Below are 22,256 nucleotides of genomic sequence, written 5' to 3' on the forward strand. Positions count from 1 at the left end.
CATTCCTTTTTTGTTAGTTGGCGACTTTTTTGTCCAGAGATGCAGCGGCAGCGGCCGGTTGCGCGGGCGCTTCCTCGCTCTCTTCGCTACCCATTTTGGAAAACAGGTTCATGATCACGATACCGCTGGCGATAACCGCCATACCGATAATGGCGGCGGTGTCCGGGTGCTGGCCGTAAAACGCCATTCCCAGCGTCGACACCACGAGGATGCCGGTACCGGACCAGGTGGCGTAGGCCAGACCGACGGGAATATCCTTCACCGCGCGGGACAGCGAGTAGTAGCAGGTGCAGTACAGCAGCACCAGCAGCCCGAGCAGCAGCATTTTGGTCATCCCTTCACTGCTGCCGAACATTTTGAGGGTGGAGGTGGCTGAGGTTTCGGAAACGATAACCAGCAGCATCCATAGCCAACACTTTGTTTTTGAAGACATAAGTTAAACTCCGGGTTTACTATTTAAGGTAAGGTTCTTTTTTCTGTTTTTTAAAAAATCGCTAGCGGCATCGGTCAACTGCGCTTCAGGGGTACAGGCCAGCGCCGGATTATTCACCACGTCTGTGACAGTGAGATAACGCCGCGGGCTGCTCGCCGGCGCCGCCGTCGCTTCGCGACCCGACGCCAGCTTCTCCAGCAATTCGTTCATGGTGCACAGCGTGACGCCGCATTCGGCCAGGCGGGCCAGCGTGGCCTGCATATGCCCGGCGTAAGCGGTATCAGGCTGCGCGCCCCGCAGCTGGTTAAGCTCGCTAGCGGGATCGCAGTGATAGCGCAGCGCCAGCACCGGCAGGCCGCTCAGCAGGGCATCGTGCACGCGGCGGGCAACGGGACTGTGCAGGGAACCCTTCAGCAGATCCGCCGCCAGCGGGTAGTCGAGAAACGGCAGCAGCAGCGCCTTATACGAGGCCGAAGGCAGCGCATGTTGCCAGTCCGCCGCCGCCAGCGTTTTACCGATAGCCTGCCACTGCTCGCCGTCGTCAATCCCGCTCTCCAGCGCCAGGTGTAGGCTCTCGCCGCAGCCGGCCAGCCGCTGGCGAATAGCTTGCCGGTAGCCCGCCGCGGCGGTCACCATCACCAGTACCGGCGGCCGCAGACGCTGAATAATGCGTTCAACCAGGTCTTCCATCTGTTGGTTGGTCATGGCGAGCCTCCGTTAGCCGATGAGCGTGACCTGCGCGCCGTTTTTCAAGCCGGCGGCGTTGGCCTCTTCGGTATCGATATGAAACTCCAGCGCGAAGTCTTCGCGCACCCGCACCACCACTTCATCGAAGGTCAACTGGCGTTCGCCATCGCTGCGTACGCTAACCTTCTGGCCGTTGGCGACGTTCAACTGGCGGGCGTCCTGCGGCGACATATGGATATGCCGCCAGGCGCAGATCACCTGAGATCGCAGCTCAACGTGGCCAGCCGGACCGATCAGCAGCGCGCTGCCCGCGTTCTCCAACTGGCCGGATTCACGAACCGGCGCTTTGATGCCGAGGGTAAAGCAGTCGGCGCGGGAGATTTCCAGCTGCGATACCGGGCGGGTTGGGCCGAGGACGCGCACCTGGGTGAGCGAGCCCTTCGGACCGACCACGGTGACGCACTCCTGGGCCGCGAACTGCCCCGGCTGGCGCAGCGGTTTAAACGGCGTCAGGACGTAGCCCTTGCCAAACAGCGCTTCGACGTCCTGCTGCGCCAGATGGACGTGGCGGTTAGAGATGCCGACCGGAATAGCCGGAGCAACGTGGCTCAGGCGGGCGGCGATTTTTTCATGGAGCAGGGTGTCGATCATGCCTTCTTCCCTTTCCTCATCGCCGCGTTTTTATCTTCCGTCGGCGCAGGCGCGGCGGCGGGTTCAGTGGGTTCCCTTGTTTCCACAGCGGCGGGCGCGACGGCTTCAGCCTCAAGCGGCGCGGCAGCGGCAGCTTCCGCGCGCGGCGGACGGCCTTTAAGGGCGCTGAGGGCGTCCACGATGCTGCGCTCCGGACGGGCGATCGTCAGGGATTTAACCTGCGGGTCGATGAGCGCGGCGACGGCGACGCCGCGTTCGATAGCGGTGTGAATCGCGCTGATCTCACCTTCAAAGCAGACGCTCACCAGCCCCGAACCGACTTTGCGGTAGCCAATGCAGGACACGCCTGCGCTTTTACAGGCGGCATCCACGGCCTGAACGGCGGCAACTAATCCTCGCGTTTCAATTACGCCTAAACTTTTCATTGTCGGCTCCTGTTAATGGCGGACTAAGCGAATATCAAAATCAAACTGCGTGAAGAACGTTTCCAGCCGGTCTAACTCTGCGGCGGAATACGTTGGGTCCCGGGTAATGGGATAGGGCATATCGAGACGCTCATATTTTTTGCGCCCGAGCTGGTGGTACGGCAGCATATCGATGCGGCGGATATTTCCGCGCTTCGCCAGCTTTTGTACGTAATCAATGGCCCCGGTAATGGCATCGAACGAGTCGTTATAGCCGCGAACCAGCGGCATGCGGATAATGACGTTAGCGCCAGAATCGACCAGCCACTCCAGGTTGCGGCGAATGCCTTCGTTACCGATGCCAAATAACGCTTTATGCTGCTCGCTGTTAATTTGCTTAATATCGAATAAGAAGGTGTCGGTCACCGGCGCCAGCTTTTGATAATTGGCCAGCGGCGTGGTGCCCTGCGTTTCCACGGCGGTATTGAGCATCATCTTTTTGCATTCGCTAAAGAGCGCGACGGCAAAATCGGTTTGCAGGCTCATTTCACCGCCGCCGATGGTCACGCCGCCGCCGGAGGAGATATAAAAGTCGTAGTCCTGCATGATGATGTCCATCAGTTCGCTGACGGTGACATCTTTGCCCATAATATCCAGCGCGTTCTGGGTGCAGATCTCTTCGCACTTGCGGCAGCCGATGCAGTCTTTATTACGATTGACGAAATGCTTCATTTCGCCGTTTTCTTCCGCCCGATAATGAATACCCGCCGGGCAGACGTTAACGCAGTCGCCGCAGTTAATGCATTTATCCTGCGAGAACATCACCTGAAACTGGCTGGCCAGCCCTTCCGGGTTGGCGCACCACGGGCAGCGAATATTGCAGCCTTTGAAAAAAACCAGCGTGCGAATACCATCGCCGTCATAGATCGAATATTTCTGAATATTGAAAATTCGCCCGGTTAATTCTTTATTCACATTTGCCCCCACAAAAATAGCCTGGACATCCTTGTCCACCAACGTCCGTGTCTTTATCAGAACTTCTCAATCACCGTGCGGCTGATGATTTCGTCCTGAACTTCTTTGCACAGTTCAACGAAGTAGGCGCTGTAGCCCGCCACGCGGACGATCAGGTCGCGGTACTTTTCCGGCTCCTGCTGGGCTTTTTTCAGCACTTCGTTATCGACATAGCTGAACTGCATCTGGCCGTTGCCGAGAATCGACGCGGTGCGCAGCAGGGTAATCAGGCCGTGACGACCTTCCGGGGTATCCAGCAGCCCTTTGAGGAACTTGAAGTTGTGCACCATGCCGATGTTCATGGTTTCGACGTTCATCTTGCTCACCGACTTGATGATCGCCGTCGGACCCTGCTTATCCGCGCCCTGAGTCGGGCTGATGCCGTCGGAGAGCGGCATCCACGCCAGGCGGCCGTTCGGCGTGGCGTTGGTCAGCTCGCCGATCGGCGTGTTGTTGGAGATAGACAGGGTGCCGTGGCTCAGGGTGGAGTAGAGCATCTTGTACTTACGGCACTCGCGCTCGGTCCACTCGGTGATATCCAGCGCATACTGGTCAACGTAGTTATCATCGTTGCCGTATTTCGGCGCGTTGAGGCAGTCGCGGCGCAGGCCTTCGAAGCCTTCGAAGTTCGCCAGCAGCGCGTCGCGCACCTGCTCGAGGGTGTATTTCTTCTCTTCAAATACCAGCTTACGAATCGCCGCCATGGAGTCGACGTAGGTCGCCAGACCGGAGAAGATCAGTCCCGGGCCGTGGTTGATCATCGCGCCGCCGGCGGCAACGTCTTTACCTTTTTCCATGCAGCCTTCTACCAGTAGCGACATCAGCGGCTTCGGCGCTACGTCGCGATGTACGCGCTGGCTGATGACCGTACCAATCGCCGACAGACGCACGATATGGGCGATCTGCTGTTTCACCGCCGCATCGAATTCTTCAAAGGTGCGCAGGTCGCGCAGGTCGCCGGTATCCAGCCCCTGATAGCTATCAAACAGCACCATCCGGCCACGGTTGAGCACGAACTCGATGGCAATCGGCCACTGGGTATAGCCAGTAGAGGTCCACTGGTAGATACGGCCGGATTTTTGCGGCTCGACGCAGCCCATCAGGCAGTAATCGCGGGCGTCTTCGAAATCGAAGCCTTTACGCAGCATCATCTTGATATGGGAGTCGTCGAAGTGGCAGGCCGGGAAGCCCATCCCCGCTTTCACCACGTCAACGATTTTTTCCATGTACTTCTGCGGCGACTGGTTGTGAATACGGCAGGCCAGCGACGGCTGGTAAACCTTCACGAAGCGCACGGCATCCATAATCAGATAAGTGAGGTCGTTACAGGCATCGCCGCCGGAGCGCTTCTGGCCGCCGACGGTCAGGTTGATAAACGGCTGATAGCCGGCGAAATATTTCGCCCCCAGCTCGCTGGACATCCACATCAATTCGGCGCACTTGATAATAAACGCCTGCAGCAGCTCCAGCGCGCTATCGTGGGTCAGGCGGCCTTCGCGGATATCGGCTTCAAACATCGGGTAGCAGTACTGGTCAACGCGACCCAGCGACAGGCCGGTCTGGTTCTCTTCAATTTCAAACAGCGACTCGACCGTCCAGATGCTTTGCAGCGCTTCCTGCAGGGTTTTCGGTGGATTCGCCGGGACGTTCTGGTTCACCTCGGCGATAGTCAGCAGCTCGGCGCGGCGCTGGGCGTTCTGCTCAATCGCGGCCAGTTCGCGGGCGTGGGCGGCGATGCGGTGGGAGTAGTTAATGACCCCTTCGCAGGTTTCAATCGCCGCCTTGTAGTAGTAGATACGGTCGATATCTTCCGGGTTTTCCATGCTCAGGCTGGCGAGATGCGCCTCGGCGTCGGCCTTAATGCCGTTCATCCCTTTGGTGAACAGCAGCACGTCGTAGCCCGGGCAGGTGTCGCCGCCGCCGTTGATCTGGTGGTAGGAGAGGTCGCTGACGAAGGTTTCGCCGCTGAATGCCCATACGCCCGCTTCGCGGTACTGGGCTTCGCAGATTTCGTCCAGCGAGCGGCCTTCCCAGAACGGTACGATCTCTTCGCGGATGGTTTTTTTATCTGCTTCGCTGATCTCAAACGGATCCTGCGGACGGGTGCTCATGGTATCGAGTTCGTCGCGCACCCAGCGCCAGGCGATATCCGGCGAGAACGCGCCCGCGCGCGGCTTGCCGCACGGATGACCGACGATCAGCTCATCGTTCTGAATCAGAATCGGCGCGGTTTCGCAGGCGTGGCGGAAGGCTTTGGCGCGCAGCAGAATCGTCGGCATCCCCGGATTGGCTTTCACCACTTCGGTAAAGGCCAGCGCGCGGTAAATGGAGACGCTCGGGCGCACGGTCAGGTAGTGGTTGCGCAGGCGCTGCATACGCGGGGTTAAACCTTCTGCCGCTGGCGTTTCGCTACAGGCAGCGAACGGCGCGGCGGAAACTGGCTTCGCGCCGCTGAACAGACGCACCGGCAGATGCAGGGCGCTGAGGTTTTGCTGCGCGCTGAGGAACATGTCGGAGAGTTCGTTGATGCGCGCGTTCTCGAGGCTTGCGCCGTGCAGCAGGGCGTCGAACATCGGATAACCGTCGATAGCGCAGGCGGCGCGGACTTCACTCAGTTCCGCCAGCTTGAACCACAGAGATTCGACGATTTCATACGCCTGCTGCGGGGACAGCGCGCCGTTGTTGATATCGTGCTGGTAGTACGGCAGCAGGGCTTTGTCGGCGCCTTCCGGGTTGACGGCGTAGCTGCCGTTATCCAGCTGAAGCGCCAGCTGGAACAGATAAAAGGCCTGACACGCCTCTTTGAAGCTGCGCGCCGGATGCGCCGGAACGTGGTGCAGAATGGCGGCGCTGTCCAGCAGTTCCGCCCGACGGTAAGCGTTGGTTTCCGCGGCAGCCAGCTGTTCCGCGCTGTTGGCCAGGTTTTGCGCCAGCGCCAGCAGGGCATCGCAGGCGTAAATGGCCGCGCGGCAGCCGTTGACTTCGTCCATGCCGCTGCGGCTGACGGCGTTGCCCAGCGCGCGGGTTTTCTCTTCCAGCTGATGTTTTATCGCCAGCACGCCTTTCTCCACTACCAGCTTATAGTCCGGGGAGTCGAGGTCGCTGTTCAGATTAAGAAACTGGAACGCGGACGGGCGATGCGTAGCGCTTTCGTCGTGGAAAATCGCCCCGTGCGGCTTGCGTGTCTGGTTGCCGACGATCAGTTCGTCGGCGCTGATGCTCAGCGGCAGCTGGCGCATCAGTTCATAGAAGCGGCGCGCCGGTTTGACGGCGGCGGGAACCCCGACGATATCGCCATCAAGGGCGCTCAGCGTGGTGGCATGTTCGGTGCACAGGGTGCTTTTTTGTGAGAGTAAACGTTCTGCCAACACTTTGACGCGCGGCGTTAAGCTGTAGTGTGCCATGGGTAAGGTTCTCCAGTTCTTGTTATCAGGCGTTACCGGTCCACGCCCGGCGATAGAGTTCGGTTAATGCGTGAGCGTCCGGCGCGCGTGGGTTCGTCGGCGTACAGCTGTCGCGCAGCGCCTGGCCGACCATCTCCGTCAGCCGTTGTTCAAAATCGGCAGCATCGATGCCGGTGTCGCGAATACCGGTCGGCATGCTCATTTCGTCTTTTAGCGCCTGAATGGCGACCAGCAGGCTGGCGACGCCCTGGCGGGTATTGGCCGCAGGCAGGTCCAGCAGACGGGCTAATCGGGCATATTTGCGGGCGGCATCGGTAGCGCACTGCCCTTGATAATCGGCGTTCCACGCCACCACTTCCGCCATTAGTAGCGCGTTGGCGCGACCATGCGGCACGCGGAAAACGCCGCCCAGCGCGTGGGCGAGGCTGTGGGTGATGCCGAGCGAGGCGTTGGTGAAGGCCATACCCGCCATGCAGGAGGCGTTGTGCATCTTTTCGCGCGCCAGCAGGTCGCCGCCGTTACGCCAGCAGGTCGGCAGGTAGCTAAACACCTGCTGCACCACTTTCTCCGCCAGCGCATCGGAAAAGTCGCTGGCGGCGCGGGAGACATAGGCTTCCAGCGCGTGACACAGCACGTCCATCCCGGTATCGGCGGTGATCGCCGGCGGCACCGAGGCCACCAGAGCCGGGTCAAGAATGGCGATATCCGGCAGCAGCGACGGGTCCACCAGCACCAGCTTCTCGGCGTGGGCCTTCACCACCGAAAAGGCGGTGACTTCCGAGCCGGTGCCGCTGGTGGTGGGGATCGCCACAAAGCAGGGCGGCTCGCGGTGAGCGTCCGGACGGGTTTGCGCCAGGGCGAAAATAACCGCTTTGGCTGCATCAATCACCGAACCGCCGCCCAGCGCGATAACCAGATCCGGATAGCTGCTATCCATCCGCTTCATACCGCGCACTACGGTGGCGATATCCGGGTCGGCCACCACGTCGTCCCAGACCTGGAAAGCGATGCCGCGCGCATTGAGGATCTGCGTGACGCGATCGGCGAGGCCAAACTTAACCATCGCCTGGTCAGTGACCAGCAGCACGTTGCGGGCGGGCAGCTCGTTCAGGATGGCAAGCGCATCCTGACCAAAGCGAATCCGGGGTTTCAGCAAAAATTCACTCATTGGGTTATTGACTCCTTAAGCGTCCCGAAACACGTTCTCGACAATGGCGACCACCGACATGGCCTTGTAGCGCTCTTTGTTGAGCGCCAGGTACTCTTCGGCCAGCACGATGTCGTGCATACCGGCGCCGACGCTGTCAACGGCAACCCAGGTGTGGTCTTTCATCGGCTGCTGGTCATCATCCAATTTGACGATCAGCAGCAGGTTGCTGCCCCGTAGCTCATCGCATTTCTGCGTGGCGACGACATGTCCGACTACCTTTGCGAGAATCATTGTTTTTATCGCCTTATATCAATGTGTTACTTACCAAGGCGTTCCAGCACCTGGCGGATGACGCGTTCCACGTTTTGCTCATTAATTTCGCTTTCCGCGCCGACGGCGGCAGTCGCAAAGCGATCGTCGGCGCTGGCCGGATGGGCTGCAGTGGCGGCGGCCGCCGGGGCGTTAAAGCGCTCATCGTCGAAGATGCTGCGGTTCGGGCCGGCTGCCGGGCTGACGATGATCGGCTGCGGTTCCGGGCGGCTGCCCGGCGCGCGCAGCTCATCGATGGAGCGCACGCCGTAGCCCACTTTGCGGATGTTGAGCAGGTTCATCGGCCCGACGTTGTCCGAGCTGGAGCCGCCGCCGACCGCGCCGCAGCCGAGGGTCAGGGCCGGGGTGATGTTGGTGGTCGCGCCGATGCCGCCCAGCGCCGCCGGGGTGTTGATCAGAATGCGGTTAACCGGTTTTTCGAGGCAGAACTGGCGGATGACGTCCTGATTACGGGTGTGGATCACCAGCGTGTGGCCGAGGCCTTCGTTGGTCAGTAGCTCTACCACGCGGTGGCAGGCGGCTTTCCAGTCCTCTTCGACGTACAGGCCGAGTACCGGGCACAGTTTTTCCCGCGAGTAGGGGTTGGTATGCGATACCGTAGTTTGCTCGGCAATCAGCACTCGGGTGCTGGCCGGAACGCAGAAACCGGCCATCTGGCTCAGATACAGCGCGGTTTTACCGACCACTTTGGGGTTGATGGTGCCGTTGGGGCGCAGCAGCAGGGCCGCCATTTTTGCCGCTTCGCTTTCGTTCATGAAGTACGCGCCCTGGGCTTCCAGTTCGCGGTGCACCTCGTCGTAAATGCAGCGCTCGACGATAATCGACTGCTCGGAGGCGCAGATCACGCCGTTATCGAAGGTTTTGCTGGTGATGATATCTTTCACCGCGTGGGGGATATCGGCGCTGCGTTCGATAAACGCCGGGCCGTTACCCGGGCCGCCGCTGATGGTCGGCGTGCCGGACGCGTAGGCGGCGCGCACCATACCTTCGCCGCCGGTCGCCAGGATCAGCGACACGTCTTTGCTGTGCATCAGCTCTGAGGTGGCTTCGAGGGTCAGCTGGCTAATGGCGTCGACGCTACCGGCAGGCGCCCCTGCGGCTTCCGCCGCGCGCTTCACGATTTCAATCGCTTTCCAGCTGCACTGACGGGCGCCGGGATGCGGGGAGAAGATAATCGCGTTGCCGGCCTTCAGGGCGATCAGCGTTTTATAGATGACGGTGGAGGTCGGGTTGGTCGACGGCACCAGCGCGCAAATCACCCCCAGCGGCACGCCCACGTCCATCACTTTTTGTACCTGATCGTCATGAATGATGCCGACGGTCTTCATATCTTTGATGGCGTCGTAGACGCGCAGCGAGGCGAAGCGGTTCTTCAGCACTTTGTCCTGCCAGTTGCCAAAACCGGTTTCTTCCGCGGCCATTTTCGCCAGCGCTTCGGCATGATGCGCCGCTTCCTGGGCCACGTTCTTCACGATGGCGTCGATTTGCTGCTGCGAAAAGGTGGCCAGAATCGCCTGCGCCTTTTTGGCATTGCGCACCAGTTCCCGGGCGTTCTGCCGGGACTGCAAATCGTTATCCAGTTCAATCATGAGTCTATCCTTCATCAGACTAAAAGAGTGGAGACGGGGCGCGCCCTGTCAGGTCATGCTTTGTGCTGCGCCGCGATTTTTTCGATGTCGTTATGCGGACGCGCGATGACGCGAGAGGTGACGACTTCGCCGATGCGTTTTGCCGCTTCCACGCCGGAATCCACCGCGGCATTCACCGCACCGACGTCGCCTTTCACCATCGCGGTGACGAGGCCGGAGCCGACGTTTTCATAGCCAATCAGCTCCACGTTGGCGGCTTTACACATCGCATCCGCGGCTTCGATACAGGCCACCAGACCTTTGGTTTCGATAAGACCAAGCGCTTCTTTCATCAGGTTTTTCTCCGGTTAATCCATGATTTTGTAATGCGAGACGATTTTGTTGATGTCGTTATGCGGACGAGCGATAACCAGTGAGGTCACCACTTCGCCGATGCGCTGCGCGGATTCGACGCCGGAATCCACCGCCGCTTTCACCGCGCCGACGTCGCCCTTCACCATCGCGGTGACGAGGCCGGAGCCGACGTTTTCATAGCCAATCAGTTCAACGTTGGCGGCTTTACACATCGCATCCGCCGCTTCGATACAGGCCACCAGCCCTTTGGTTTCAATCAGACCTAATGCATCACCCATTTGCGTTCTCCTGGCCATCAGGCCTTGTGTTTAATGACGATTTTGTTGATGTCGTTATGCGGACGAGCGATAACCAGCGAGGTCACCACTTCACCGATGCGCTGCGCGGATTCGACGCCGGAATCCACCGCCGCTTTCACCGCGCCGACATCGCCCTTCACCATGACGGTCACCAGCCCCGAGCCGATGTTTTCATAGCTAATCAGCTCAACGTTGGCGGCTTTACACATCGCATCCGCTGCTTCAATGCAGGCCACCAGACCTTTGGTTTCGATAAGCCCTAATGCATCACCCATGGTTTCTCCTTCAGAACAGGTTTTGTGATTCGGGAAAACCGTCCGCGTAACGACGTCAGGACGCGGAAGCGGCGTTCGGGGTTCACTATAGGGAATGGCGAATGAAGTGAAATTTAAATCTGCTTAATGTGTATTTTTAGTTTTTTACTCTGTGAATTAGATTTAAAAAGCGGGCGATTTATGCGTTTGTGCTGCCTGACGGAGGAGGATTGAGTGACATTTGCGGCGTTTTTTTCACCCTTTAGCCGAAAGCGAAATGATGTTAATAAGTTGCTAATTTATTGCAGATCAGGGGTAATTTGACGATGTATGAAGTGTGGAGAGGATCGTGTTTTATTCGGCAGGCTAAATGCAAAACGTGCGGTTTTACTAAAGCGGAAGCGATGAAGGAAAAGCGGGTGTGAGCTTAGTCAAGTTTGCTGCCGGACTTCAGCGTGCAGACGTAGAGCGGTGAGTTGATAGAGCTGAGAAGAATGGCTTTCTCATTGAGCTTCTGCGCGTTGAGGAACAGGCCATCGTGGCTGTCGGACATCTCGCGCATAAAGTAGTCGAAGATGACGTCCGGCGACTCATCGATGGACGAGGCGCTGGATTCCCACTTGCTGATGCGATAGTGGCGCTCGGTGGTGGAGATGCGTTTGCTGGTGTAGCTGAATTTGACGTAGCGCTGGAGATAGAGCCAACCGGCGGCGGAATCGGTATAGCCTTCGACGACCATCGACCCTTTTCCGTTGGCGGCGAAATTGAAATGGATATTGCCGTTGACGTTCTCTTTCTCCATGTTCTCAAAGCGCATAATCGCTTTGGTCGAGCAGCTCATCACCCCGCCGTTTTCGACCGGTAGCAGCTTCCAGGCGCAGAACCCGGCGGCGGCAATAAACACCAGGCTGGAGAGGGCGAAAAAGGGGCGCGGGGCGAGTCTCATTGCGGCTTCCATGAATAGTAAAAATAGTTATCGCAGTAGCTGAACGGGTTATCTTCATGCATCGCGCAGTGGGCGAGGAATACCCGGCCCAGGCCGTTGGTTTCCAGCCGGTCGCCATAGAAGAAGACAAAGCGTTCGCCGGGCTTGCACTCCAGCTTCAGGCGCTGGCGCACGACATCAAAATTCTTGCCATAAGCGGTTCCGGCAACGGAGCGCAGCATCTCATCGCTGGCCAGCAGCTCGCACTGGCTGTGGCGCATTTGCGTCAGGGTGATGGGGTGCGAAGTGTTGCCGCCGAGAAAGCTGCATACCACCAGCAGCAGGGCGATGGTGAGCAGGCAGCCGCCAGCCAGATACCAGCAGGTGCCGCGCGCGTGGCGGCTGGAAACGGTCTTTTTTTCTTCCGGGACCGCGGCCGGGTCTGGCTCAGCTTCTGCCGCGAGCGGCGGCTCCGGCTCCGGGCTGGCGTCGAGCATCTCGATAGTGAGATCGGGATTGAGCTGCAGTAGTCCGCGCGACACGGTGACGATAATGTTGTCGATATCGTAGTGGCGAAAGGTTTTGCGCAGCATGCTCAGATACTGATTGAGATTGCTGTTGGATGAAGTTAAACCGTTGTCATCCCAGACTTTTTTAAGCACCTCATCGCGGCTGACCACCTCGGTGTGGCGCAGGAAGAACCACAGCAGTGCGTTGGCGGTGATGGACAGCTGGCTGTCCGCCTCATCGCTTCCCGGTAACGTTAGCGTGCCGTCCATTGCATCATAAATAAGACGGCCATGGATGTTATAGCGCATCGCGGCCTCAACATGCTTCACGCAGGAAGCGTCATCTTCGTCAGATCGCTGACCAGCGACTGCCGGTGCCCGGGGCTCATAGTGCGCCCCTCGGTTAATTCCGATAGCCAGATGCCGTCCGCCGCATAGCGCACCAGCGTGCCGGTATGGCTATTGTCCAGTTCATCGCCTTTCGCCAGATGGTCGAGCATCCAGTCGCGCCAGCATTTTCGCAGCACCGGTTCATCCGGCATGGCCAGCGACAGCACCATCAGCTGGCGGCTCTCCTGAGTATCCGTAAGTTCCGGGGCCGACAGATAGTGCAGATAGGCGCGGGTAAAGCGGCCATAAGAGACGTTATCCGCGGCCATAAGCTCTGAAATCGCTTCTTCCATAATCGCCAGCAGGCGGGCAAAGAGGGCGAAAATTAGCGCCTGCTTGCTAGGGAAGTGGTGCAGTAAACCGCCTTTGCTGACGCCCGCTTCGCGCGCAACGGCGTTCAGCGACAGCGAGGCGATGCCGTCCCGACCGGCAATGGTGGCCGCGGATTCCAGCAGCTGCTTATGCAGACGGACGGGATCTTTTTTACGATGTTGGGCTTCTATATTCATGGTCCGAATCATACCGACCAGACGGTATGATTATTCTTGATCGCTATCAATATGCGAAGGGGCGTAGCGGGGCGCGATGCCGTTATTGCGTGGAGGCTCACAGTTCACCTTATGAATTGTGGTGATATTCGCCGCGCCGCGAATATCACCCACCGAGATTCACATCGGCTTCACGTGGATAGCGAGGCCGTTTTCTCCAGGCGCCAGCTCCGGACGCAGGTTCAAAGAGGGGATCAGATAGTCACCGTGATTCTGACGACGGAAGGGAATGGGCGGCGTTTCAGAGAGGGTATCCAGCCGCCGGGCCAGCTCCTCGCGCAGGATGGCGAAGCGCTGTTCATCGAGTTTGTCGGTGCGGTAGAACACCACCGGCGGCAGGACGTCAAAGCCGGGAAAGAACAGCATCCCGTGCTGAATGGGGAACAGGATATCGTCGATAGACCCGTTAATTCCGCGCGGCGCGTAGTGCTCCGCCCATCCGCCGGCGGTAACGACCAGCATCGCCCGTTTCCCCGCGAACGTGCCTTCGCCGTAGCGATCGCCCCAGTGGGTTTCGCTGTGCTCGCCGACGCCGTAGGCAAACCCGTAAGCGTAGACCCGGTCAATCCAGCCCTTCATGATGGCGGGCAGTGAAAACCACCATAGCGGGAACTGAAAAATCACCGTATCGGCCCACAGCAGCTTCTCCTGTTCGCCCACGATATCCGCGCTTTGCGTGCCGTTAGCGAAGGCGTATTGCGAATCCCGCGTCGCCCGCCAGCTTTCACCGACCGGCGGGGCGCTGCTGTCATCGGCATCAAATCCCGCCTTCCAGCGCATGGCGTAGAGGTCGGACACCTGCACCTCGTGACCGGCGTTTTGCAGATGCTGCACGGCAAAATCTTTCAGCGCGCCGTTCAGCGAGCGCGGCTCGGGATGGGCATAAACCAGTAATATTTTCATTGAAATCACCTCTGAGCAATGGAGAGCTGCAGAGTAGAGTCAGCGACGCTATAGTAGAAATGAATTGCTGCAATGACAGGTATAGTGATGATTAATCTCCAGGGGCTGGATCTCAATTTGCTGCGTACGCTGAACGTCCTGCTCAGCGAAAATAACGTCACCCGCGCGGCGCTGCGCCTCAATTTGTCGCAGCCGTCGGTCAGCGTGCAGTTGGCAAGACTACGGGAGATTTTCGCCGACCCGCTGCTGCTACCGGGGCCGCGCGGAATGCAGCCCACCGCCCGCGCCGATGAACTGCGCGCGCCGCTGCGCGATGCGCTGCTGGCGCTGGAGCTGGCGGTAGCGCCGGTTCAGCCTTTTGACCCGGCCACGGCGGCGCAGACCTGGCGGGTGGCGGCGACGGACTATATGGCGTCGGCGATTTTGCTGCCGGTGCTCAATACCCTGCGCGTCGCCTCTCCGGCCAGCCGCCTGGCGCTGTTTGAGCTACAGCCCGCACGGCTGGTACAGCAGGCGGATCGCGACGAAGTGGATCTTTTTTTTCACACGCGCGACGGCGCGCCGCCCGGGCTGCATCAGCGTTTGTTGTTCCGCGAACGCTACGTGCTGGCAGGGCGGGCCGGGCATCCGGCGCTACAGTCGCCATTAAGCCTGGCGCAGTTCTGCCAGCTGGAGCAGGTGATTGTCTCGCCGGACGGCGGAGGATTCAGCGCCGCGACCGATAACGCGCTGGCGAATCTCGGGCTGGCGCGGCGGGTTGTCCTTTCCGTGCCACATTTCCTGTTTATGCTGGAGACGCTGCGCAATAGCGAACTGGTGGCGGTGCTGCCGGAGCGGCTGGTGCGCGACGCTGGCGGCCTGACGGTGGTCGAACCGCCGCTGGCGGTCGCCGGGTTTGAGATGCTGATGCTGTGGCATGAGCGTTGGCACCGCGATCCGGCGCACCGGTGGCTGCGCCAGCAAATCGTATCGTCATTAGAGGGGAAGCCATGTTAAGCGGATTAAATCATCTGACTCTGGCGGTCAGCCAACTGGCGCCGAGCGTGGCGTTTTATCAGCAGCTGCCGGGGATGACGCTGCACGCCCGCTGGGATAACGGCGCGTATTTTTCCTGCGGCGACCTCTGGTTGTGCCTGTCGCTGGACCCGCAGCGGCGCGTTACCCCGCCGGAGGAGAGCGACTACACCCACTACGCGTTCAGCATTGCGGAAGAGGATTTCGCGCTTTTTGCCGGGCGGCTGAATGCGGCTGGCGTTCCGGTATGGAAAACCAATAAAAGCGAAGGTGCGTCGCACTATTTTCTCGACCCGGACGGCCACAAGCTGGAGCTGCACGTTGGCAGCCTCGCCCAGCGCCTGGCGGCGTGCCGGGAGAAGCCCTATAAAGGTATGGTGTTTTTTGGCGAGGACGAACAGACGGCCGGGAACCCATAGCCCGGCTGAGCGCAGCGCGAGCCGGGGAAAAGCGGAGGCGGCATTGCGCGTTGTTTCCCCGGAGGCGGCGCTTGACGCGCCTTGTCCGGGCTACCGGCCCGTGCGATCGGGTAGCCCGGACAGGCGCAACGCGCCGCCTCCGGGATAGATAAATTGCGTTAGCCTTCCAGCTTCAATTCCACATTGCGCTTGAGCACCAGGCGCATCAGCAGGTAATAGACCACGCCAACCGCCAGCCAGCTCAGCCCCAGTACCTTCGCCTGCGCGTCCATTTCATAAATAACAAAGCCGATAATGCACAGGCCCACCACCGGGAACAGCAGGTGCACCACCAGATTGCGCGATTTCTGACGAATGATGTAATGGTTTATCACGGCAATATGCAGCACCAGGAAGCCCATCAGCGCGCCGAAGTTCACCAGACGGCTGAGGTTATCGATATCGCCGTAGAACCACAGGCCGGAAGCCAGCGAAATCAGCGCCACAAACAGGGTGCTGACGTAAGGCGTTTTCAGCCGCGGGTGCACCTTCGCCAGCAGCTGCGGCAGCTGCTTATCGCGTGCCATCGCAAACAGAATACGCGACACGGCGGCCTGCGCTACCAGGGCGTTAGCAATCCCCCACGAGATCACCGTCGACCACATGGTGACATACTTCAGCCAGCCGCCGCCCGCCAGATTCGCGGTATCGTAGAAGGCGGTATCGAGGCTGCTGAACGTCATCCCCTGCGCCAGATCGGCGGCAATCCACGTCTGCAGGATAAACAGCGAACCGACCAGCATCAGCGCGCCCAGCGACGCCTTACCCACGGTATCTACGCCGCCTTTCGTTTCCTCCGACAGCGTGGAGATCCCGTCGAAGCCGAGGAACGAGAGCACGGCGATGGAGACCGCGCCCATCACCAGCGGCAGGCTGAACTTATCGGCGTTGTAGAGCGGGTCGAGGGTCAGATGGCCCGCCCCAGCGCCGGAGTAGAGCGCAATCAGCCCGAGGACGACGAACATCGACAGCACCACGATCTCCGCGATCAGAATCGTGTTATTGGCGCGCGCGGTAAAGGTAATGCCGCGCAGGTTAATCAGGCTGTTAATCGCGATAAAGCCGACAATCCACAGCCAGCCCGGCACGCCCGGCAGCATGGGCGCCAGCGCCGCCGCGCTGACGATATAGAGCAGCGACGGCACCAGAATATAGTCCAGCAGGATCAGCCAGCCGGCAAAAAAGCCGACAATGGGATGAATCCCGCGCTGGGCATAGGCGTATACCGAACCGGAAACCGGGAACGCGCGCGACATCGACCAGTAGCTCATGGCGGTAAAGAACATCGCCACCATGCCAATAAGATAGGCCAGCGCCACCATGCCCTGCGCGCCGTCCCAGACGTAGCCAAAGACGCCAAACGGCGCGATGGGTACCATAAATATCATGCCGTAGACCAGCAGATCGCGGAACGTCAGCGCCCGATGCAGCTCCTGCTTATAGCCAAATTGTTCAACGCTCATGCCTGCTCCCCTTCAATTCGCAGGGAGAGCTGTTCAGCCACTGATTTCGGTAAGGCATAGCGGCAGGTTTTCAGCGGGTCGACTACCTGACAGATTTGCAGGTCGCCGGCGATGCTCAGAATACTGATCGCTTCAGCCAGCGTCAGGGAGGTATTGTCGGCGATAAAGTGTGCCATATTGCGGGTGGCCAGAGCGGCGGCATCATCGAGGGTCAGCGCCGAGGCGAGAGTAAACAGGGTCTCGCTGTTTTCGAGAATCGGCAGCGGCAGGCGGCGGTTTTTAACCACCGTCAGTTCGACCAGCACTTCGCCGGGGATTTCCAGACCGCAGACCGAGACTTCGCCATCGCCCATCGCGGCGTGTAAATCCCCCAGCCCGAACAGCGCGCCGGGGACGTTGACCGGCAGCCACAGGGTGCTGCCGGCGGTAATCATTTTGCAGTCCATATTGCCGCCGTGGCTATCCGGCGTGCCGCAGGAGATGGCTTCCCCGGCAGGCGCGACGCCGATCACGCCGACCATCGGATTAAGCGGCACGCGCACGTTGCCGGGCAGTATGGCATGGTCGTTTTCAATGGGCACGATGGTGACCTTCGGGGCATCGAGCTCGTCGCCAATCACCCCCAGCTGCGGTGCGGTGACCATCACCGCCTGATTGCTGCTTAGGGTAATGCGTTTGATGGTGACCTTGAGCGCATCGCCCGGCTCGGCGCCCTCGACGTACACCGGCCCGGTCGCCGGGTTAATACGCTGCCAGTCCAGTTCGTTGAACACGGCATCGGCGGAGGTGATTTGGTCGGAGAAGCAGTCGCAGGTTTCAAACAGCACTTCACTTCCGCTGCTGACGGTAGCGACAGGAGCGTTATCCCGCGACATGGCGTAAACCACCCGATCTTTGGTAATTTTCATGACATTCATCCCGGTTATATTGTTGTGTTTTTTATATTTAGAGTTTCCCGTATAGGGAATGAGTGAATTTATCGGGATTATTACTGGAAGGCAATCAGGTCAGGTTTTTCAAAAATAAATGATATATATTTGCTGGTGAATCATGCGGTTAGATATATTGGTGGGGTTTTCTTATATGCTGGTTATTTAGCAAAAAACTTTTTGTTATATTGTCTTTAGTTGTCATTCGCTAATTGTTTACTGTTATGGGGTTATTATCCAGCATATTACGCTGCAGCGTGCGGCGGTATGATTTTAAAATATGCGGTGATATGAGCGCATTGTAAGGTCTTAGGTGCCTGGAGAAGAGAAATCCCGAAGGCGGCGCTTGATGCGCCTGTCCGGGCTACCGGCCCGCAGACGGCAGGAATCCCGTAGCCCCGGTCAGCGCAGCGCCGCCGGGGAATTTAGCTTAGGCCAGCTTACGTTTCTGCCCGGCGATCGCGCTGATTAACGCTTGAACCTGTTTTTGCTTGCGCGCCGACAGCTTATTCAGCTGGCGCAGCGATTCCACCAGTTCCGGCTCCGGCTGCATCGCGGTGATCACGATACAGCCTTCCATTACTTTGATATCGATTTTGCTGCCGGTGGTAAAACCGGCGGCTGCAAGCCACTGGCCTTTCATGATAATCGCCGGGATATGCTGATGATCTTCAAAGCGGCTCGCGTAACTGACTGTGCCTTTACGGTTATTTTCCGGGGAGACTTCTGGATCGGTGAATTCTGCAATAGAATGCGGGGTAGTCATGATCTCTATTCCTATTCCAATAGTGGTTGTGATTAGCAAGGCGCTCGTGTTGCAGCACGGGCGTCTTGCGAAAAATAACACCTGTAAATTTACCCAGTACTTTAATCAAAGTCTAGTTTTAATTATAAATAACCAATGCGTTTACAATATCACCGCTTGTAATGAGCTGATTATTTTATTATCTGTAAATTGCAAGTAATATCATTCATTATATGAATACTGCAAGAGTTTATTTTATCTCTGAGTTTAATCATTGAGTTAATTTTATTCTCTATTTGATGCAGTAAATTATCTATTTTAATTTGAATTTCTATTGATGGTAATTTTATATCTATCGATTTTATATGACGGACGGTGATATATTGCTGTGCAGTTCCTGATGAAAGTTTTCTTAACTCCATTGCATTTAATAACTTCGCAAGATAGGGCATGTAGACTACATCGTCTTTTCTATTCTTAACAACCATGGAGTTGTTTGTAACCCAAATGTCTCCGTTGCAATATCGCACGTTTCCACAAAGCGCTCCAACTTTGCCAATAACAATAGTTTCGCCAAATTCTTTTGCCTCATTAGTATAACCAATAATCCCATTCCCACCAAAAACGGGTACTTCCCCTTTTTCTGAAAAATTATTTTTCTGTAGCAATAAACCAGCCTTTATTATCAATATATCATCAAGGTTATATTTTATTGATGTATTGCTAGTCCTGATTTGGTCGAGATCATCTTTTAATCGCTTTATGTCATTTTTTAATGAAAATAGCACATCATCAAAATTACTTAAATTATTATCAAGAGAATCAATATCTTCTAATGAAGTATTAAAATTTAATCTCTCTCTGTAAAATTCTGGACGCTCTAGAAAATTATAATTAGATTGTAATTCGTCATGATTTAAAAGCCAGGTGCTTTGAGAATTATTATTTTGTGATAATGATGATATTATTTCCTGAGTATTGCTAATACTAAAAGGATTTGATTTTGTTATTTTATATTGAGTGCTAGCATCATGCACTAAAATTTGTTTTGTGGGTCCGTTCTTACTGAAAAATAGTATGCTAGTTTTAACTGCTGTGTAAGGTAAGAAAACACCAGCAGGCAATGATATTATTTTAGTTACATTGAAATCTGACAGCAATTTCTTCTTAAGAGTGATAGCTTCGTGATGCTCATCTGAAAAAAACCTGTTAGGTAATATAATGACTGCATTACCATTATTCTCGAGAGAGAGCATTATATGCTCTAAAAAATTATATTCCAGATATTTATGGGCGAAATAATTATTATATGTGTCTATTTTCCCGAATGGAGGGTTTGATATTATTAAGTTATATTTATGATCTAAATTGTTGCATTGAATACTGTTACCGCATTCGATAGAAAAGTTGTCTATATTGTTTAGTAATATATTACATAAAGATAGTAGACACGAAAAAGATGATAGATCCTTACCAAAAACTTTTAGATTGACATTTTTATATGTATTTTTTATTTTATAAAAGGCAGATAGTAAAAGACCTGAAGTTCCACATGCTGGATCATAAATATAATCACTTGGGGAGCTTGGAATATCATGAGTCAGAAGTTCACAAATTGCAGTTGGAGTATAGTATGCACCTGAACTACCTGACTCGTCAGACATACGAGATAACAGTTTTGCATAATCATCCCTTAAATTGTAAAAGTGCGATAATGAATTTATATCATCTAAAGCATTCTTTAAATTTGTTGTGGATATAAATTTATCTAATTCCTCTAAATGATAAGAAAGGTCTGTTAAAACAGTGGTGTTATTATGGTCATGGAATCTATCTGATCTCCTTATAATACTCTCTATTTGTTCAATGCAACCAATAATATCATTGTTATGTGAGCTATTACAGCGTTGGATATTTATCGTTCCTTCCTGAGAAAGTGATAAATATTTTTTTATCAGCAAGCATGAAATAACTTTTACGGCTTGTTCAGTATTTATTATATTTTGTTCATTTTTAATAATACTGAGCATTATTTCTAGTATGTTCTTATTTTTCATAGTTTGCTCTCTAAAAATTTAAACATATTTTCAATATCTATACTTATTTCTTCTGCGGGGATGAAAGAAATATACTTGGCTAATTTTATTTCATCCAAGCCAATGCCCTCTGAGTCTATTAACTCAGTCATATATTCCTTTACATTTAAAGCCCTTATATGATCATTATCTCCGGGGTCATTTAACTTCAAATAGGAATTTTTTGGTAGATCATCATTGTTTACGCAACCAATCTTATCATATTCAGACATAGCAGAATAAGATAAAAGATAGTTTTTTATTTCACGACGATGCCATGAAAGTAAATAAATTTCGGTTCTGGGACTATATTTGCTTTTTAGTTCTCTAATCCGCCTTTCGAGCTGCTGCACAGCAACAGAAACTCCATCACTTTTAAATGTGAGGATTGCTTCATCCCTATCGCATACTAAAAATATACGATGAGGCTTTCTATCGCTGTTTGAGGATAGCAAATTTTCGAGCCAATCTATTTTCGATTTTGCAAAGTCATGTGTAATATTTCCGTAACCAGAAGGATGTTTGACCGGCTGTAAATTGATTAATTTAGCGATGTCTAAATTTTTTTTATGTGCAAGTGAAGTGAATATTTTCCAGTCATTGTAATGATCAAGGACAACAATATTATCAAGTTTATTACATAATTCAAACTGTACTGAATTAATTCTAGTTAGCATTGAAAGTCTTTGAATTAATGCTTTCATTTTATCTTGTTCGCAAATTTTCCCCCTGTTTACTATTTTTAATGTTGAGAACGTATTTTCTCGTGCTGTTATTGAATCAATAAGATGTGTGGAGGTAATCGCATGGCCTTTTATTGCATGTAATTCCTTCCAGAGGATCTCTATATTTTTATAATGAAGATGTGAATCTATTTCATCAAGGAGAAAAATGGTATCTGGATGATCAAATAGATCAAGTAATGAATATAGAAATAAGATCTGATACTCACCATCGCTTAAATCGCTTAATTCCAAATCATCTTTAAAGGTCAACTTCATAGATGGTTTTGATATAAAATAATCGTTGTCTGCAGCTTGTGTATAAAAGGAAATTATAGGGTCAAAATAATCTTCAGCAGTGTTAATATATGATGGATTATTAAACTTTTGGAAATCTAACTGTATTGATTTAGATTCCATTGGAGAACTAAAATCATAGTCATGGTCAACTATTGTATTTATAAAACTTTCAAGTGTACGATGATAACTCGTCGAACGTAGTGTGTCCATTTCTCCATCTTCTTCATCTTGTAACGCCTTTTGTACTCTATTGACATAGGCTCGACTAACTTGAACAGAAAAAGTGAGAGTGCTTGAAATATCGGTGAGATTGTTTTCTGATAATTCAACGTAATTCTTTCTCACAAGAAATGAACGAACTAATCCCCTATCGTTACTAATAGTTGAGAGAAAAATCAATAATTTTGACCATGTTTTATCATAATAACAACAGTCTAAACTTAGCCCTCTATTAGCATTTCTTTCTTGATTTAAGTAGTTAGAGAAATGCTCGGAAAATTTTTCATTTTGGCCAGAAGAGAAGCAAACAACTTTTTTATCAGAAAGTATTGATTTTGCCAGGCGGTTAACAAAAATGGATTGGAGGATTGAGGATTTACCTGCGCCATTTTCTCCAATAAGAGCTGTGATCTTCTCAAATTCAATGAGTTGTTGATTTCCGTATAATCTATTACTTGGTAAATTTAGTTGCATGTTAGTTAGTCCA

23 protein-coding genes are annotated in these 22,256 nt (G+C 54.5%); 2 read left to right on the forward strand and 21 right to left on the reverse strand.

Annotation, left to right across the window (positions count from 1 at the left end):
- Nucleotides 1–13: 13 nt before the first annotated feature.
- The 16 genes from KOSB73_RS05780 to KOSB73_RS05855 all read right to left on the reverse strand — a co-directional run bounded on the left by KOSB73_RS05780 (nt 14) and on the right by KOSB73_RS05855 (nt 13,844).
- Nucleotides 14–433 (reverse strand): DMT family transporter, encoded by a 420-nt coding sequence (locus KOSB73_RS05780; RefSeq protein WP_004133067.1) that lies wholly within the window; start codon nt 431–433, stop codon nt 14–16.
- A 3-nt stretch (nt 434–436) separates the two neighbouring features.
- Nucleotides 437–1,138: a hypothetical protein gene (locus KOSB73_RS05785; protein WP_004133066.1), complete on the reverse strand. Its 702-nt coding sequence runs from the start codon at nt 1,136–1,138 to the stop codon at nt 437–439.
- Nucleotides 1,139–1,150: 12 nt separating this feature from the next.
- Entirely contained in the window at nt 1,151–1,771 is a 621-nt protein-coding gene (locus KOSB73_RS05790; RefSeq protein ID WP_014837302.1) for a phosphate propanoyltransferase, read from the reverse strand.
- Nucleotides 1,768–2,196, reverse strand: coding sequence for a BMC domain-containing protein (locus KOSB73_RS05795; RefSeq protein ID WP_004133064.1), 429 nt, complete (start codon nt 2,194–2,196; stop codon nt 1,768–1,770). Before KOSB73_RS05795 ends, KOSB73_RS05790 begins: the two co-directional genes overlap by 4 nt.
- A gap of 12 nt (nt 2,197–2,208) precedes the next feature.
- Nucleotides 2,209–3,162: a choline TMA-lyase-activating enzyme gene (cutD, locus tag KOSB73_RS05800; protein WP_369816539.1), complete on the reverse strand. Its 954-nt coding sequence runs from the start codon at nt 3,160–3,162 to the stop codon at nt 2,209–2,211.
- 44 nt (nt 3,163–3,206) lie between these two features.
- A complete protein-coding gene (cutC, locus tag KOSB73_RS05805; RefSeq protein ID WP_098140312.1) occupies nt 3,207–6,593 on the reverse strand; it encodes a choline trimethylamine-lyase in 3,387 nt (1,128 codons plus the stop codon).
- Between the two features lie 25 nt (nt 6,594–6,618).
- Nucleotides 6,619–7,761, reverse strand: a complete 1,143-nt coding sequence (locus KOSB73_RS05810; RefSeq protein WP_098140313.1) for a 1-propanol dehydrogenase PduQ — start codon at nt 7,759–7,761, stop codon at nt 6,619–6,621.
- Between the two features lie 15 nt (nt 7,762–7,776).
- Nucleotides 7,777–8,034: a EutN/CcmL family microcompartment protein gene (locus KOSB73_RS05815; RefSeq protein ID WP_004133057.1), complete on the reverse strand. Its 258-nt coding sequence runs from the start codon at nt 8,032–8,034 to the stop codon at nt 7,777–7,779.
- A gap of 26 nt (nt 8,035–8,060) precedes the next feature.
- The gene (locus tag KOSB73_RS05820; protein WP_053086563.1) at nt 8,061–9,662 is read right to left on the reverse strand and encodes an acetaldehyde dehydrogenase (acetylating); all 1,602 of its coding nucleotides are present in this window, start codon (nt 9,660–9,662) and stop codon (nt 8,061–8,063) included.
- Nucleotides 9,663–9,715: 53 nt separating this feature from the next.
- The gene (locus KOSB73_RS05825; protein ID WP_002442217.1) at nt 9,716–9,994 is read right to left on the reverse strand and encodes a BMC domain-containing protein; all 279 of its coding nucleotides are present in this window, start codon (nt 9,992–9,994) and stop codon (nt 9,716–9,718) included.
- A 15-nt stretch (nt 9,995–10,009) separates the two neighbouring features.
- Nucleotides 10,010–10,294: a BMC domain-containing protein gene (locus KOSB73_RS05830; RefSeq protein WP_004098238.1), complete on the reverse strand. Its 285-nt coding sequence runs from the start codon at nt 10,292–10,294 to the stop codon at nt 10,010–10,012.
- Nucleotides 10,295–10,311: 17 nt separating this feature from the next.
- Nucleotides 10,312–10,590, reverse strand: a complete 279-nt coding sequence (locus KOSB73_RS05835) for a BMC domain-containing protein (protein WP_004098239.1) — start codon at nt 10,588–10,590, stop codon at nt 10,312–10,314.
- Between the two features lie 406 nt (nt 10,591–10,996).
- Complete coding sequence (locus tag KOSB73_RS05840) at nt 10,997–11,515, reverse strand: FidL-like protein (RefSeq protein ID WP_004098240.1); 519 nt, start codon at nt 11,513–11,515, stop codon at nt 10,997–10,999.
- Nucleotides 11,512–12,312, reverse strand: coding sequence for a winged helix-turn-helix domain-containing protein (locus KOSB73_RS05845; RefSeq protein WP_024360445.1), 801 nt, complete (start codon nt 12,310–12,312; stop codon nt 11,512–11,514). The genes KOSB73_RS05840 and KOSB73_RS05845 overlap by 4 nt, the downstream gene beginning before the upstream one ends.
- Before the next feature lie 17 nt (nt 12,313–12,329).
- On the reverse strand, nt 12,330–12,914 hold the full coding sequence (locus KOSB73_RS05850) for a TetR/AcrR family transcriptional regulator (protein WP_049099937.1): 585 nt from the start codon (nt 12,912–12,914) through the stop codon (nt 12,330–12,332).
- Between the two features lie 147 nt (nt 12,915–13,061).
- On the reverse strand, nt 13,062–13,844 hold the full coding sequence (locus KOSB73_RS05855; RefSeq protein WP_024360444.1) for an NAD(P)H-dependent oxidoreductase: 783 nt from the start codon (nt 13,842–13,844) through the stop codon (nt 13,062–13,064).
- Between the two features lie 87 nt (nt 13,845–13,931).
- Between KOSB73_RS05855 and KOSB73_RS05860 the strand changes: the two genes are divergently transcribed.
- Together KOSB73_RS05860 and KOSB73_RS05865 are read left to right on the forward strand one after the other, a co-directional pair.
- The gene (locus tag KOSB73_RS05860; RefSeq protein ID WP_098140314.1) at nt 13,932–14,840 is read left to right on the forward strand and encodes a LysR family transcriptional regulator; all 909 of its coding nucleotides are present in this window, start codon (nt 13,932–13,934) and stop codon (nt 14,838–14,840) included.
- Nucleotides 14,834–15,277 (forward strand): FosA family fosfomycin resistance glutathione transferase, encoded by a 444-nt coding sequence (locus KOSB73_RS05865; protein ID WP_098140315.1) that lies wholly within the window; start codon nt 14,834–14,836, stop codon nt 15,275–15,277. Before KOSB73_RS05860 ends, KOSB73_RS05865 begins: the two co-directional genes overlap by 7 nt.
- A 158-nt stretch (nt 15,278–15,435) precedes the next feature.
- On the opposite strand, the gene KOSB73_RS05870 is transcribed toward KOSB73_RS05865, so the two are convergent.
- The 5 genes from KOSB73_RS05870 to KOSB73_RS05895 all read right to left on the reverse strand — a co-directional run bounded on the left by KOSB73_RS05870 (nt 15,436) and on the right by KOSB73_RS05895 (nt 22,243).
- A complete protein-coding gene (locus KOSB73_RS05870; RefSeq protein WP_082236793.1) occupies nt 15,436–16,779 on the reverse strand; it encodes an APC family permease in 1,344 nt (447 codons plus the stop codon).
- Entirely contained in the window at nt 16,776–17,687 is a 912-nt protein-coding gene (locus KOSB73_RS05875) for an acetamidase/formamidase family protein (RefSeq protein WP_098140316.1), read from the reverse strand. Before KOSB73_RS05875 ends, KOSB73_RS05870 begins: the two co-directional genes overlap by 4 nt.
- Nucleotides 17,688–18,138: 451 nt before the next feature.
- Nucleotides 18,139–18,474, reverse strand: coding sequence for an endoribonuclease SymE (gene symE / locus KOSB73_RS05880; protein ID WP_004137249.1), 336 nt, complete (start codon nt 18,472–18,474; stop codon nt 18,139–18,141).
- Nucleotides 18,475–18,644: 170 nt separating this feature from the next.
- Nucleotides 18,645–20,510: an N-6 DNA methylase gene (locus KOSB73_RS05890; RefSeq protein ID WP_074181236.1), complete on the reverse strand. Its 1,866-nt coding sequence runs from the start codon at nt 20,508–20,510 to the stop codon at nt 18,645–18,647.
- Nucleotides 20,507–22,243, reverse strand: a complete 1,737-nt coding sequence (locus tag KOSB73_RS05895) for an AAA family ATPase (RefSeq protein WP_049100142.1) — start codon at nt 22,241–22,243, stop codon at nt 20,507–20,509. The genes KOSB73_RS05890 and KOSB73_RS05895 overlap by 4 nt, the downstream gene beginning before the upstream one ends.
- Between the last annotated feature and the right edge of the window lie 13 nt (nt 22,244–22,256).

It is taken from the genome of Klebsiella grimontii, assembly GCF_900200035.1.
Lineage (GTDB): Bacteria > Pseudomonadota > Gammaproteobacteria > Enterobacterales > Enterobacteriaceae > Klebsiella > Klebsiella grimontii.

Excerpts from the sequence above, each read along its gene's own strand:
- KOSB73_RS05780 (WP_004133067.1), bottom strand. The coding sequence starts at position 433 with ATGTCTTCAAAAACAAAGTGTTGGCTATGGATGCTGCTGGTTATCGTT.
- KOSB73_RS05860 (WP_098140314.1), top strand. The coding sequence starts at position 13,932 with ATGATTAATCTCCAGGGGCTGGATCTCAATTTGCTGCGTACGCTGAAC.
- KOSB73_RS05845 (WP_024360445.1), bottom strand. The coding sequence starts at position 12,312 with ATGCGCTATAACATCCATGGCCGTCTTATTTATGATGCAATGGACGGC.
- KOSB73_RS05855 (WP_024360444.1), bottom strand. The coding sequence starts at position 13,844 with ATGAAAATATTACTGGTTTATGCCCATCCCGAGCCGCGCTCGCTGAAC.
- KOSB73_RS05820 (WP_053086563.1), bottom strand. The coding sequence starts at position 9,662 with ATGATTGAACTGGATAACGATTTGCAGTCCCGGCAGAACGCCCGGGAA.
- KOSB73_RS05850 (WP_049099937.1), bottom strand. The coding sequence starts at position 12,914 with ATGATTCGGACCATGAATATAGAAGCCCAACATCGTAAAAAAGATCCC.
- KOSB73_RS05840 (WP_004098240.1), bottom strand. The coding sequence starts at position 11,515 with ATGAGACTCGCCCCGCGCCCCTTTTTCGCCCTCTCCAGCCTGGTGTTT.
- KOSB73_RS05890 (WP_074181236.1), bottom strand. The coding sequence starts at position 20,510 with ATGAAAAATAAGAACATACTAGAAATAATGCTCAGTATTATTAAAAAT.
- KOSB73_RS05815 (WP_004133057.1), bottom strand. The coding sequence starts at position 8,034 with ATGATTCTCGCAAAGGTAGTCGGACATGTCGTCGCCACGCAGAAATGC.
- KOSB73_RS05810 (WP_098140313.1), bottom strand. The coding sequence starts at position 7,761 with ATGAGTGAATTTTTGCTGAAACCCCGGATTCGCTTTGGTCAGGATGCG.
- KOSB73_RS05795 (WP_004133064.1), bottom strand. The coding sequence starts at position 2,196 with ATGAAAAGTTTAGGCGTAATTGAAACGCGAGGATTAGTTGCCGCCGTT.
- KOSB73_RS05835 (WP_004098239.1), bottom strand. The coding sequence starts at position 10,590 with ATGGGTGATGCATTAGGGCTTATCGAAACCAAAGGTCTGGTGGCCTGC.
- KOSB73_RS05790 (WP_014837302.1), bottom strand. The coding sequence starts at position 1,771 with ATGATCGACACCCTGCTCCATGAAAAAATCGCCGCCCGCCTGAGCCAC.
- KOSB73_RS05830 (WP_004098238.1), bottom strand. The coding sequence starts at position 10,294 with ATGGGTGATGCATTAGGTCTGATTGAAACCAAAGGGCTGGTGGCCTGT.
- cutC (WP_098140312.1), bottom strand. The coding sequence starts at position 6,593 with ATGGCACACTACAGCTTAACGCCGCGCGTCAAAGTGTTGGCAGAACGT.
- KOSB73_RS05870 (WP_082236793.1), bottom strand. The coding sequence starts at position 16,779 with ATGAGCGTTGAACAATTTGGCTATAAGCAGGAGCTGCATCGGGCGCTG.
- KOSB73_RS05785 (WP_004133066.1), bottom strand. The coding sequence starts at position 1,138 with ATGACCAACCAACAGATGGAAGACCTGGTTGAACGCATTATTCAGCGT.
- KOSB73_RS05875 (WP_098140316.1), bottom strand. The coding sequence starts at position 17,687 with ATGAAAATTACCAAAGATCGGGTGGTTTACGCCATGTCGCGGGATAAC.
- symE (WP_004137249.1), bottom strand. The coding sequence starts at position 18,474 with ATGACTACCCCGCATTCTATTGCAGAATTCACCGATCCAGAAGTCTCC.
- KOSB73_RS05895 (WP_049100142.1), bottom strand. The coding sequence starts at position 22,243 with ATGCAACTAAATTTACCAAGTAATAGATTATACGGAAATCAACAACTC.
- KOSB73_RS05825 (WP_002442217.1), bottom strand. The coding sequence starts at position 9,994 with ATGAAAGAAGCGCTTGGTCTTATCGAAACCAAAGGTCTGGTGGCCTGT.
- KOSB73_RS05865 (WP_098140315.1), top strand. The coding sequence starts at position 14,834 with ATGTTAAGCGGATTAAATCATCTGACTCTGGCGGTCAGCCAACTGGCG.